Source organism: Candidatus Obscuribacterales bacterium (genome assembly GCA_019744775.1).
In the GTDB taxonomy this organism is placed as follows: domain Bacteria; phylum Cyanobacteriota; class Vampirovibrionia; order Obscuribacterales; family Obscuribacteraceae; genus SBAT01.
The window spans coordinates 306,521-319,282 of the sequence record JAIETZ010000002.1; the positions used below are offsets into that span (position 1 = coordinate 306,521).

The 12,762-nt window shown below is 44.8% G+C and carries 9 protein-coding genes; 3 read left to right on the forward strand and 6 right to left on the reverse strand.

Features of this window, described 5'->3' with window-relative positions; genetic code table 11:
• Positions 1-80: 80 nt before the first annotated feature.
• On the forward strand, positions 81-1,109 hold the full coding sequence (rlmN, locus tag K2Y22_04785; protein ID MBX9877753.1) for a 23S rRNA (adenine(2503)-C(2))-methyltransferase RlmN: 1,029 nt from the start codon (positions 81-83) through the stop codon (positions 1,107-1,109).
• Between the two features lie 8 nt (positions 1,110-1,117).
• On the opposite strand, the gene K2Y22_04790 is transcribed toward rlmN, so the two are convergent.
• Positions 1,118-2,068 (reverse strand): antibiotic biosynthesis monooxygenase, encoded by a 951-nt coding sequence (locus tag K2Y22_04790; GenBank protein MBX9877754.1) that lies wholly within the window; start codon positions 2,066-2,068, stop codon positions 1,118-1,120.
• Positions 2,069-2,202: 134 nt separating this feature from the next.
• Here K2Y22_04790 and K2Y22_04795 point away from each other — a divergent pair, with 134 nt between their 5' ends.
• Positions 2,203-3,729: a glycosyltransferase family 39 protein gene (locus K2Y22_04795; GenBank protein MBX9877755.1), complete on the forward strand. Its 1,527-nt coding sequence runs from the start codon at positions 2,203-2,205 to the stop codon at positions 3,727-3,729.
• Between the two features lie 18 nt (positions 3,730-3,747).
• On the opposite strand, the gene K2Y22_04800 is transcribed toward K2Y22_04795, so the two are convergent.
• Together K2Y22_04800 and K2Y22_04805 are read right to left on the reverse strand one after the other, a co-directional pair.
• The gene (locus tag K2Y22_04800) at positions 3,748-6,297 is read right to left on the reverse strand and encodes a YfhO family protein (GenBank protein ID MBX9877756.1); all 2,550 of its coding nucleotides are present in this window, start codon (positions 6,295-6,297) and stop codon (positions 3,748-3,750) included.
• On the reverse strand, positions 6,294-8,756 hold the full coding sequence (locus K2Y22_04805) for a YfhO family protein (protein MBX9877757.1): 2,463 nt from the start codon (positions 8,754-8,756) through the stop codon (positions 6,294-6,296). Before K2Y22_04805 ends, K2Y22_04800 begins: the two co-directional genes overlap by 4 nt.
• A 93-nt stretch (positions 8,757-8,849) precedes the next feature.
• Here K2Y22_04805 and K2Y22_04810 point away from each other — a divergent pair, with 93 nt between their 5' ends.
• Positions 8,850-10,469: an NAD(P)/FAD-dependent oxidoreductase gene (locus K2Y22_04810; GenBank protein MBX9877758.1), complete on the forward strand. Its 1,620-nt coding sequence runs from the start codon at positions 8,850-8,852 to the stop codon at positions 10,467-10,469.
• On the opposite strand, the gene K2Y22_04815 is transcribed toward K2Y22_04810, so the two are convergent.
• From K2Y22_04815 to K2Y22_04825, 3 genes are all read right to left on the reverse strand, one after another.
• Positions 10,418-11,290, reverse strand: coding sequence for an MBL fold metallo-hydrolase (locus tag K2Y22_04815; protein MBX9877759.1), 873 nt, complete (start codon positions 11,288-11,290; stop codon positions 10,418-10,420). The genes K2Y22_04810 and K2Y22_04815 overlap by 52 nt on opposite strands.
• Before the next feature lie 42 nt (positions 11,291-11,332).
• On the reverse strand, positions 11,333-12,073 hold the full coding sequence (locus K2Y22_04820; protein MBX9877760.1) for a hypothetical protein: 741 nt from the start codon (positions 12,071-12,073) through the stop codon (positions 11,333-11,335).
• 89 nt (positions 12,074-12,162) lie between these two features.
• A complete protein-coding gene (locus tag K2Y22_04825) occupies positions 12,163-12,603 on the reverse strand; it encodes a type II secretion system GspH family protein (protein ID MBX9877761.1) in 441 nt (146 codons plus the stop codon).
• Between the last annotated feature and the right edge of the window lie 159 nt (positions 12,604-12,762).

Below are 12,762 nucleotides of genomic sequence, written 5' to 3' on the forward strand. Positions count from 1 at the left end.
TAGCCAGATTTCCGCCCGCTGGGTGTGGTTTTCAGGTGTTTGCCGACAATTCTTGATATCATGGGCGCATGAAAACCCCGTTGTCTGGCAAGTCGCTTCCGGAGCTGACCGAGTTCGTCCTCGAACTTGGCTTGCCCGCCTATCGCGCCAAACAGCTCCATAGCTGGATTTATGCCAAGTGGGCAAAATCTTTTGAAGAAATGACCGACCTGCCTGCCGACTTGCGTGTCAAACTTGAAGAAGTTGCGCAAATTTCCCTGCTCAAACTTGCGCACATGCAGGTAAGCAAAGACGGCACGCGCAAATATTTGTTTGAATTGCCCGACGGCAAGTTCGTCGAATCAGTACTTATGTCATTCAACGATAGAGAAAGTTTGTCCGCTTGCGTGTCCACACAAGTCGGCTGCGCCGTTGGTTGCACATTTTGCGCCACCGGATTCCTAGGCTTTACGCGTAATTTGACTTCGCAAGAAATCGTCGATCAAATAATGTGCATTCAGAGAGAATCAGGCAAACGCGTAAGCAATGTTGTTTACATGGGGCAGGGCGAACCTCTTTTAAATGTCGAGGAAGTAATCACTTCCATTCATACAATTTCTCAATCAGTGGGTATAGGCTGCCGCCATCTGACAGTTTCCACATCAGGAATTATCCCGGGCATCAATCGCCTGGCTGAAGAAGGATTGCCCATTGTGCTTGCTCTTTCACTGCACACACCGGATAGAAAAACTCGTGAAGAAATTGTGCCAATAAGCAAAAAATACCCACTGCCTAAGTTAATGCAAGCACTTGCTGATTATGCAGAGGCAACTAAAAGACGCGTAACTATCGAGTATGTGCTTCTTGCCGGAGTTAACGACACTGATGAGCAAGGACGAGAATTAGCGCAACTAGTACGCAATGTGCCTTGCATGATCAATCTCATCCCGTACAATCCAACAGAAACACCTGATGGCGTAACCCCTTATCAGCGCCCATCAATAAGAGCGCAACAACGTTTCAAGCATTTAGCTGAATCGACAGGTAAGACTGTGACCATCCGCTTAGAGCGCGGCACAGACATTGACGCAGCCTGTGGGCAATTGCACAATACGTACAATCAGCGATAAGTCCGTTCTCAATGAACCAAGACCAACAAAAGCGCTATTTCTATTGTATACAAGGCTAAAATTATCGCAAATCCTTTTGCGTTGGCTGATACACCAGTCTCAGATGGATACAACCACTTGTCGAATTGTTTTACCGCAAACGGCATGAGGAACCAGGACATAATCATTACGCTTGCGAGATTACTTAAAAAAGTGACAATCTCGGAAGGCAATGCCTCCAGCAATGGCCTGACATATTTAAATTGCAAAACAGCCATCGGATATAAACATAAAAGAACAAGCATTGCTGTTTTCCAGCGAGCCGGCGGTCTGCCCTTCTTGTCGACAGGAAACCAACCGGGAAATGACGACACAGGCAGCGCATGATAGTCCGTTGACTTAACGTACTGCTGCCCTTCTAAAACCAATTCATTGCGCTCTTTTGAATTGAACCAATTATCGAGATTGGCGGGTGTATCGAAACGCAGAAGTGTCGTCCAATTGTCTATACGATTGTCCATCGGAGGCTGAAAATAAGTGCCGCGATAGCCGGGGAATTTAGACTGAGCAATTTTTATTCGCGAGGCCCATTCTTGATATTCTTTTTCCTTGCCCGGCTTTATAGCAGTGATAATCGCTGTTGCTACACTGCCTCTGGTACCTGCTTGCTCGGTAATTTCTTCTTTTAGGGTGAGACTTCCTTCGGCAAACAAAGTGGACAACTCTTCTTTCAGTTGAACTCTATCGGAAGATGCTTGCCAGTTGAACAAGTCCTCATTGGTGCGAAACCATTCCACCAAAAACCACTGCGGATCATTTTCGGAAATAGACGGAATAATTTCAGCACTTAGAAAACCGGGATATTTCGCTGCCCCCATCATCATTTTGACGAGCCACGCAGTTAACTTATCTGTGTCTCCTGAATGAATCTGCACCGTTAGTACTAAAGCAGACACCTTAGATATTTGTGCCGAGTCCATAAGCATCCACCTGAATTGACCATCACTACTTTACAAAGGCTGAGCCTATTATGCAATTGATTTATTATGCTATTGAATCGTTATAATTGTGACGGTATCAATTTATCAACATCTACCGGCAGCATTAACAACAATTGGCAAGATTCGATAAATGGCTATTTTTGCTGGCGATATTAGTCACCCTGGCTGGTGGCTTTTTTCGAACCTATAACTTGGACAGCAAAATTTGCTGGCTGGACGAATCCTATACGCTTTTGAGGATTTCCGGTTTCACCGTTGAAGAAATTCTGACTGAAGCAAAAAACGGACACATCTCAAGAGTTGGCGATCTGCTTAAGTTTCAGCAGTTAAACAAAGACCGACATGCCGGTAACACAATATACACAGCGGCAGTCGGAGATCCACATATTCCTCCGCTCTATTACTTACTTGAGAGATCTTGGTGCAGTTTCTTTGGTGACAGCTTAGCGGTTATCAGAGGATTATCTGCCGTTTTTAGCTTACTCTGCCTGCCTCTTGCTTGGCTTGCGGCAATCGAGATTTTTAGCAATAAACGAGTAGCGGCTGTTGCCACGATCCTTATGGCTTTGTCACCAATTCAAGTTTTGTATGCGCAGGAAGCACGTCCATATAGCCTCTGGTGCTTGGCTATTCTTGCCATGAGTATTTGTTGCCTGAAAGCAATGAAACTGGGCACAAAATGGTGGCTTATGTATGCGCTTGTTAGCGGCATCGCCCTCTGGATTCATCCCCTATCCATTTTTGTTTTGTCGGCACATGCGCTTTACGTAATCATTCTGGCTTTGAAAGACAACAGTTATGAAAACTTGCCGCCGCTGGCAATGTCCGGCGCGACCGCTCTAACAATTTTCAGTCCCTGGATTTACGTCATGATCACGCATATGGAAACCATCAAAGCTCGTACAAACTGGACCACCGCCTCGACAGACAATCAGGCTGACTGGCTATTTGATCTTAGTTATCCTTTCATTGATCTACCGACAACTGAATACTTTGCCATGTTAGCCATCGCTATTCCACTGCTGCAATTATTTGCGATTGCAGCGTTCTTGTATTCAAAGCAAGGCAAACCATTTTTATTCATTGCCTGCCTGGGATTAATTCCAACCTTATCCCTTTTAGCACCTGATCTTTTCTTAGGCGGAATGCGATCTTTTATTCCGCGTTACCTCTTCCCACTTTATCTAAGCTTGTTGCTTTCTCTAGCCTACTTAATTGCCACTTTGCTTTCGTCAAAACGCCTATTGAATGCCATCGGCATTGTGCTCTTATCTATATTCCTTTTTGTTGCCGGCCGATCCGACTGGTTGATGCTCCACGAAAAGACCTGGTGGAACAAAGAACACAGCAACTACCTAATTCCTATTGCAGAGACAATCAACAACACCGAAAACGCCTATTTATATTCAGCTGCTGGTGTCGGCACAATGCTCGTTATGAGCCATCTTTTGAAACCGGAAATACCAATTACCCTTTTATCTGTTCAGCCACTGAAACAGTTTTCCGCTGCAGCCAAAACCGCCGGCGACATTTTCTTGCTAAACCCGACACCTAAACTTCTGCTTGATCTAAAGTTAATTGGAAATTTGACACCTCAAGATCCGGCTGGGCATTTATGGAAGATTGAGCCTACAAAGTGAACCGCTTTGTGCGTGACTCTATTCTTTAAAGCATTTATCAAACAGAACCGCGGCAAAAGCAATAACTATCAAGACAAGCAAACCGACAAATGCAATGGCAAGCGCTGTTTTTAAACTTGTCGGCTCATAGAGAAACTCGACTGCGTGCTTGCCTTCCGGCACAAAGACACCTCTAAGCAAGCCGTTGGCACGAAAGATGGGGATTTGCTTCGAATCCACCTTTGCTATCCAGCCGGGATAAAAATGATCGGTTAAGACAAGCAGTCCGGGACTTGACGAGCTGACTTCCAATTGAACTCGATTAGCTGAGTTGTCCAGCCACTTAATGTCTTGCTTTGGAAGCTTTTTACTGGAAGGCAAGGGCATCGACTCGCTGTTATGCTTTTCCAGCAACGTTTCTTTTGCGGGATCAAAGAGTGTTGTCTCAGCATTTGTAATAGTCTTCAGAGCTTGGTCCTGAGAATTTAACCACTGCCACCTATAACTTAAGTAGGCGCGGGGCATAGGATCTTTGACTCTATAAACTCTTTCATTCCATGACGGATCTTCCACCAGCAACTCAAAATAGTTCGGATCGAGCAAACCTGTTTTGGAAAACTTGCCGAAGGTAAATTTATCTATAAGACCAAGAGCATATGCAGTTGATGTTATTTGGCAGAATCGATAAAAAGGCAAATCAGTTTTCATAGAGATGCCATCTTTGCTAATGAGTTTCTTGCCGCTTACGTGTGACTTGTTAATCGTATCGACATAGAGATTACGATAATCGTTGGTTTCAGCCAGAAGGTAACCCCATGAAGATGCATAGTGCTGGTGAAAATATGAACTCATATACAAAACTTGGCGGTTTGCTTGATAGTGAGCGATTGTTTTTTGCACGGCATCACCCGTCTCCAGTCCATTAGGTTGCAAAAGACCAGCGATGTACATTGTTATGAATCTCTCGCCATTTAAATTCTCCAATTTGGAAAGATCTCTTCCCTGTGCTTTCAATTGTCTTTCCAAATAGCACTTTTGCTCAAAATAATCGGGATTTGCAGGATGATAAGCAAAAGCAAACGCGTGATACAAAAACAAAGCACACGTGGATACCAGGACGGCTGCAGAAAATATGCCGGCACCTATTTTGTTAACTTGCTTCAACCAACAAATGAAGCAAGTAGTTAATCCTACGGCAGCCATGGTCAAAAAAGCCTTACCAATCAGTTGCTGTGCATCCAGAATAAGTTGTAGGGCAAATTTCAGGCGAAGAAAAGTAACGGCATTGGGCAACATATCTGCAATGAGCGGCACTTGTACAAACACAAGAAGTAGTCCGGTTATTAATAGAATTGCCCACATAAGAACGCTTGTTATCTGAACTGATTTGGGTACGGCCCCTTGAAAAACAACGAACAGCCCACGCACAGCAAAGAGAATCAAGCAGAAAACCGGAAAGAACAAAAGTTTTACCGGATATCTAAGCACGCCAACTCCCGGAACGGCATACAGCAGAAATTCACCCAAAGGAGTAAATCGACCGGCAGCAAATATCAGGAAACTTACTAAGAGGCAAAGCAAATACCAACGTGGTCTAAATTGTCTGTCGCACATGCCTACAAGAGCAAGGGTGATAACGATAGGTCCTATAAAGGCGGAAGCAAAATAAGGTTCTAATCCAGGATTAGCCAGAGCCAGGTTGGCAAATGGATTTGTACGCAAGTACAAATCCCCTAAAGGTTGTGGCAAAACCAAGCATAAAAAATCGTACCAATTGGCTGACCAGAACAATGTATCGGCAGGCACAAGCCCTTCAGCACGTGGCGACAAGGGCAACCACTCAACGGCCGGCAAGATGCCTGGTGCCGCCATTAAAACACCTATTGCCATAGAAGCTACTTGCAAGAACGCATCTACAAAAATACGTGTCTTGCTTTGCTGTGGAGACAATTTAATAGCAAAGGAGAAAACTACATACATACCAATAAGTATTAATGCTGGGCCAAAGATTTCCGGACGGCCTGTAAGAATCATGAGCGAAGTAGAAAAAGAAACCGCCGCCAGAGCAATCACTCTTAAAATGCCGACTTGAGTTTCTACGCAGCGCAGAGAAAAAAGAAGCAGAGGAATCCAGGCCGCAGCAGCCATTAATGTGTAATTAGTCTGCAAGGAAAACATATATCCGCACAGACCGGCAGTTAACCCGGCAAAACAAGCAGGCAATATGCCCCAGCCAAAACCAGCAACAAGGAGAAAACTCCCGACGCCGGCCAACAATTGATGAAAAATGAGACTAAATGCAAGCCCCTGATTAAATGAAAGGAAAGCGAACATCCAATTAGGGGGATAAAACAATCCCGGTTCAGTAACAGCAATCTGCGGCATTCCACAGTATGAATACGGATTCCAGAGCATAAACTGCCCCTGTCGCCAATTCTCAGCAAGAATTTTCAAAGTCGGCTCGTAGATATTGGTTATATCGAACAAGTAAAAAGAAGCTTGTCCTGTCAGCCATGGTAGATAGTAAATCACTAACACTAAAGCCAGGATGGCACCAAAAAAAACTGTTGCGGTAAATCGATTCTTCATGCTCGCCTTGTAAAAAACAGATAGACAATACTGCCAAGCAAAGCCAATGCAGCAATTGCCGACAGGAAACAACCGTACAAAAGAGTTTGCGGGCTATAGCGAAAGTCGATTATATGTTCGCCGGCATTAAGAAAGATTCCGCGCAGCACGCCATTCACTAGCACAATGCTTGCCCCTTTGCCATCGACAAGTGCATTCCAGCCAGGGTAATTGTGATCTGTTAAGACAAGCAGTCCCGGCTTGCTGGTTGTGATTTTTATGCGGACAACACAAGCCGAGTTTTCTATGAATTCGCACTGCCAGGCGCCCAAACCTCCTGTATGAGGCATTGGACTATCACTATTTACCAGAGTGATGGATTCGGGATCAATGTCTTCAACATCAGAATTGACAAATGCATATACCTGGTTATTTGCATCAAGCTTCTTCCAGTTGTAGGACATATAGACCCGCGGCAACGGGTCTGTTACTTTATAGGTGCGAATATTCCATGTCCTATCTTCATCCAATAACTGGAAATACCGCGGGTCCAATTTTGCGCTTTCCACAAATTGTCCATGAACTAGACGATCAATCATGCCAAAAACATACTTGGTGGATGTTATCTGGCAAAAGCGATAAAAGGGTTTATCAACATCACCTTGGGCATTAACGCCGGCAGCCAAGTGAGACTTATTGAATGATTCGACGAAGAGTTTTCTGTAGTCGGCAGTTTCTGCACCTTCATAACCGAAGGAGGAACAAAACTTCCTATCAAAGTGAGTGCTCGGCGTCAGAATTTGCCGCCCGTATTGATAATAGCTTGCCGGCCAAAAAGGATCACCGCCGGCAAGCAATTTATTAGGCATCAACAATCCGGAAAAATAAAGTGTGACAAAACGCAATTGACCATCGGTCAGCTTGCTTACGTCTTCATGGAGAGATGCCAATTTCCTCTCTAGATAAGTTGGTTTGTCATCAAAGAAATCCTTTTGAGCAAAATGATAGGTATAAGAATAGGCGTGAATAAGAAGCAGGCAGTAAATACTGCCAAGCACAATTACAGAAAAAAGCTTCTGGGAAATCTTTTCTTTCTGCTTAAGGTGCACCATCATCAATACAACCATGGCAAATGCAGCCATCAAAGCCAAAGAATGTCCTATCAACTGACCGGCTTTGAAATAGGCAGCTGACCCGGATTGCGCCAGCGCAATTCCCACGCTGTTTTGATATAGAGGAAGTCCAAGACCAATCAAAGCAAGAACCAGCCACAATCCCGAATTTAAGGCTAGACAACGCTTGCCTACCCTGTTTTGCATAACCAAATAGAATCCGCGGGCAGCAAATATGGATATGAACCAAACAGGAAAAAAGAGCAATTTAACCGGATACCTAAGTATCGCCAGTTTGGGGAATTGCGAAAGAAAATATGGGGCAACAGGCAAATTATCTCCTGCGGCAAAAACAACGAAAGCAATCATCAAGAGAGACATCACTATGCCGGCAGAAAAACTCATATCGAATATGCCAATAAGAGCTAGAGCAAATACTGCCGGTCCGACAAAAGCAAGTAAGTACGGTGGATACCCGGGTCTGGCAGCGGCAATATTGAGAAATTTATCCGGATGAACTAAAAGGTCGCCTAGAGGCTGAGGCAAAAGAATGCTCAAGAAGTCATACCAGTTAGCCGACCAGACAAGCACTTCCTTTGCCACAAGTCCGTGCGCACGGGGAGACAGCGCCTGCCATTCGAGGGTAGGCAGAATGAAGGGCAAGGCTAGTAGCACCGCCAAGGCAATTGCCACCACTTGCCATACGGAATTACAAAGATTGGCAGTATAGCTTTTTAAATCTCTTAGATAAGAGAGTCCAATATAGCCGGCAATGAGAACAAAGGCCGGTGCAAAAATTTCCGGACGACCAGTCAAGATCATCATAGCCATCGATAGGGTGGCAATCACCATATAGATGTAATTCTTAACCTGTGTTTTCATCGAACGAATAGACCAGATAGTTAACGGCAACCAAGCCGCACTAGCCATCAGTGTGTAATTAGTCGAAAGAGAAAACATGTACGCTGATAACGCCGCTATGACACCGGCTGTTGCGGCAGGCAGGAAGCCCCAACCAAGACTTGCCACAAGTAGGAAATTGCCCATACCAGCAAGAAACTGGTGAGTTATTAGGTTCGCCGCCAGAGCCGGACTGAAAGGCAGCCAGGCAAAAATCCAGTTAGGCGCGTAAAACAGATTCGGCTGCGGAATAGCTATCTGAGGCTCTCCGCAATGTGCATAAGGATTCCAAAGCTGAAACTGACCATTCCTCCAATATTCAGACAAAATTCGCATGGTCGGCTCAAAGTGATTTGTAATATCTGTCACATAGAAGGACTGCGCGCCGCATAACCATGGAAAATAGAAGATGATCAGCGTCGCTAATAGCCCCGCTGCAAATACGCTTGTAAAGTGGTATCTGGACACGTTGTTACCGGTCAAAAATAAGCTGACTGTAAGAATCCACCCTAGTTTACACTTTCAACCCAAGAAAAAATTCAAAATCACCGAGTGACCAAAATGGCAAACAAAGAAGATCAAAAGGCAGTAATCATAGGCGCAGGACCAGCTGGACTGACAGCAGCATATGAGCTCCTTCAGCGCAGCAAAATCAAACCGGTAGTTTTGGAAGCAAGTGATCAGGTCGGCGGACTAGCTCGCACGGTCAACTATAAGGGCAACCGCATTGACCTTGGCGGCCATCGATTCTTTTCCAAGTCAGACTGGGTAATGGACTGGTGGACAAATATTCTGCCAATTGAAGCAAGACATGACGGACAACAAATAGTTACGTATCAAGGAAAATCACGCGCGGTGGAAGGCTACACAACCGGTCCGACACCTGATGCGCAAGACAACATTATGCTTGTGAGAAACAGGCGCTCTCGTATTTATTTCCGACGACAATTCTTTGATTATCCAATTAGTTTGAGCGTAGACACGCTTATGAAAATGGGATTGATCAATACAATACTTACCGGATTCAGCTTTATCAAAAGCCAAGTAAGTCCTGTGCGCCCGGAAAAATCGCTGGAAGATTTTTTTACAAACCGTTTTGGCAAACATCTCTACAAAACATTTTTCCAGTCTTATACGGAAAAGGTCTGGGGCGTGCCTTGTTCTGTCATTGACGCTTCCTGGGGAGCGCAGCGTGTAAAAGGACTTGATGTCACAAAACTCATTAAGCATGCGCTCGGCAAAATATTTGTTCAAACAAAAGACGTCAAACAAAAAGGCACCGAAGTTTCCCTAATTGAAAGATTCCTCTATCCAAAGCATGGCCCGGGACAACTCTGGGAATATGTGACGGACAAGGTAAATGAGGAGGGCGGATCTGTCACCCTCCACAAAGAAGTTCAAGAAGTAATTACGGCCAACAATAAAGTAGAAGCCGTTGTCGTGAAGGACATGCAAACAGGACAAACCGAAACGATTAAGAGTGACTACTTCATCTCCTCTATGCCGGTTAGAGATCTCATGCAAGCCATGACACCAAAACCACCGGCTGCCGTTATGGAAATTGCCAACGGTCTTATCTACCGAGACTTCATCACGGTTGGACTTTTAATAGACAAGCTCAAAGTATCAGAAGGACATCCGCAATCCGGACAGCTAATTAAGGACAACTGGATTTATATTCAAGAGCCGGATGTGGCGCTCGGACGTCTGCAATTGTTCAACAATTGGTCTCCTTACCTTGTCTCTGATCCAAGCAAAGTCTGGCTTGGACTAGAGTACTTCTGCACGGAAGGCGATGAGCTGTGGAACAAATCCGACAAAGAGATGGAATTGTTTGCCATAGATGAGTTGGACAAGATTGGCATCATCGACAAAGCAGGCGTTTTAGATTACACGGTAATCCATGCAAAAAAAGCTTATCCGGCATACTTTGGCACTTACGATCGCTTTGATGAATTGCGCAATTACCTAGATAGTTTCAAGAACCTTTTCCTGATTGGGCGCAACGGCATGCACCGCTACAACAATCAGGATCACTCAATGTTGACAGCTTTAGCAGCCGTGGAAAATATTGTCTCCGGTGTCACTACCAAGGACAATATTTGGGAAGTGAATACGGAAGCCGAATATCACGAAGAAAAAACAGCGTCTGAACCCAAAGTTGCTGCCGGCAAAGCCTGAAAATCAAACTTGCCTTTTTCATCCAGACTAACGTGTCCCCACGGCACGCCCGTTTCGTGATCAAAGACAACCAGCCAATTTTCTTTCGCGGCTTTAGTCAGCCAGTTGGATTTAACATCGCAACTTTCCAGAGGGAAATGATCATAGCCCATTACCCAGGGTGGGCTTATGTGACTCTTGGTTGGAATTATATCGGCAAAGTAGACGCCTTTTTTCCCTGCCGATTCAAAATAAATAACCTGGTGATGGCTTGTATGTCCGCCTGTCACCTTGGCAAAAACTCCAGGCACAATTTCGGTGTCACCATCAATAATGGTCATCACACCATGCTCAACCAAAGGCATGAAGTCGTCTTTTCTATAACTGCCGATACCGCGCGCATTAACATTATGCGCCAAGTCAAATTCGCCTTTTTGCACATAGTATATTGCGTTTGGAAATGTCGGCACTAATTTGCCGTCAACAAGTCTGCACGCTCCACCGGCATGGTCAAAATGCAAATGCGAAATAATGACCGCATCCACATCGGCATTTGTCAGCCCCAGGGGCGCAAGAACATTTTCCGGTGATACAAGTGTCTCTACTTCATAGCGGTCTGCTTCTTTTTTATCCCAACGAGTGCCCATACCGGTTTCCACTAGAACCTTTTTACTTCCTGTATCAATAAGCAATAGATTGCAAGAAAGGGGGATACGGTTTAGCTCATCGGAAGGAGATACTTTGGACCACAAAGTCTTCGGTACAACGCCAAACATCGCACCGCCGTCCAATTTGAAATTGCATTCTCTAATTATTGATAGACGAAAGTTACCGAACTGCACTGCTATTCTTCTCCATAGCCACTGGACACTACACTCATTGAATCACGGTTTGGCGCCTAATTTCTTCAGTTGTTTTGCAACTTCCTGTTCGGAATGGGCATCGGGTGTGTGCCTATAAACAAATCTCCAGAGCCCAATTAGTTTGTTGCGCGCCGTACTTTTGACTAATCCGCTGGGATTGGATTCATAGATCGTCTCCCAAGTACGAATTTCCTTAAATATACGCGGCAAGCTTGTGTCTAATATTTGGGCTTGCTTGGCTAACCAAGGCGGTGCTTCAGGAAATTTCGCGGCCATTCTATAGTATTTGGCCGCCTTCTTATCGTCCTTGCAGTTAATGAAGGCATTTACTCCGGCGATATAAGGCAGGTTCCAGTCATTTTGATTTTCTGAAATTCCACGCGAAATAATTTTGTCGGCCAAATCCGGTCTTGCTTGTTCGGCGCCTACAGCAAAGGCAGCAAACCAATAGGCTTGTATAAAATGCGGGTCTAAGGCGGTAACCAGACTCAAATAGTCATAGCATCTAGCATAATGATCAGCCAAGCGACTGTTGGTATCACCGAAATACTGAATGAAATTGAGCCAGTAGATATCAGCTAATATCTGGTCATAGCCAAACGATACCAGATGCAAAACTTGCGGTCTAGGCAAAATCTCGCCGGAGCTTTTGGAAGGTATTTTGCTTACGCCGGCATCTACTTTGACTTGACAATAATGAACGGTCGTCGCCGCAGCAATGAGAATGCCAACCATACATAAAATGTCCAACTTCTTCGACATATTACAAGCCTAATATCGCCCCCAACAAAAAACAAGGATCAGCATTTGCTGATCCTCATTTGCCCATATTGTTGAAATATAGATTTGAATTACGGAGTCAAGGTGATGATTATACCGGTGTCTCCATATCCCGTTACGGTGTAAGCACCAGCAACTGGAACACCTGCTTCGTAACCAATTTCACCCTGCGAACCGGCTGCTCCACCTGTTGGGAAGCCTGCTACGCCTGTGAATGGGTTTTTCGGTGCTGTACCTGCGCCACCAGCTGGTCCTGTACCACCTGGGTAGTAGGCTTGCAATTGATCAACTGCTGTCGGATAGGCACCATTGTTGTCTGTTGCATACTGTTCAGCTGCGATTTGTGCTGTACGGGCATTACCCTTCACACCAGCTTCTTTAGCCTTAACTGTGGCATTGAAGAAGTTCGGCAAAGCAGTAGCTGCCAAAATACCAATAATAATAACCACGACCAATAGTTCCACCAATGTGAAACCTTCATTCTTGCGATAACGCTTTAGTGTTGCCTTCATTGTTTTAATTCCTTTCTCGCCAATAACCCAATCGTAAACAAAAAATTTAGTAGCCCTTTAAATATAATGCAGAATTCGAAAATTCTTTCTACTTACAACCCTTTGTGAAACAAAGCAATTACACATGGCAGAACAAGTAAGCCTCAGTCTCCGATAATT

Excerpts from the sequence above, each read along its gene's own strand:
- K2Y22_04820 (MBX9877760.1), bottom strand. The coding sequence starts at position 12,073 with ATGTCGAAGAAGTTGGACATTTTATGTATGGTTGGCATTCTCATTGCT.
- K2Y22_04800 (MBX9877756.1), bottom strand. The coding sequence starts at position 6,297 with ATGAAGAATCGATTTACCGCAACAGTTTTTTTTGGTGCCATCCTGGCT.
- K2Y22_04810 (MBX9877758.1), top strand. The coding sequence starts at position 8,850 with ATGGCAAACAAAGAAGATCAAAAGGCAGTAATCATAGGCGCAGGACCA.
- K2Y22_04790 (MBX9877754.1), bottom strand. The coding sequence starts at position 2,068 with ATGGACTCGGCACAAATATCTAAGGTGTCTGCTTTAGTACTAACGGTG.
- K2Y22_04825 (MBX9877761.1), bottom strand. The coding sequence starts at position 12,603 with ATGAAGGCAACACTAAAGCGTTATCGCAAGAATGAAGGTTTCACATTG.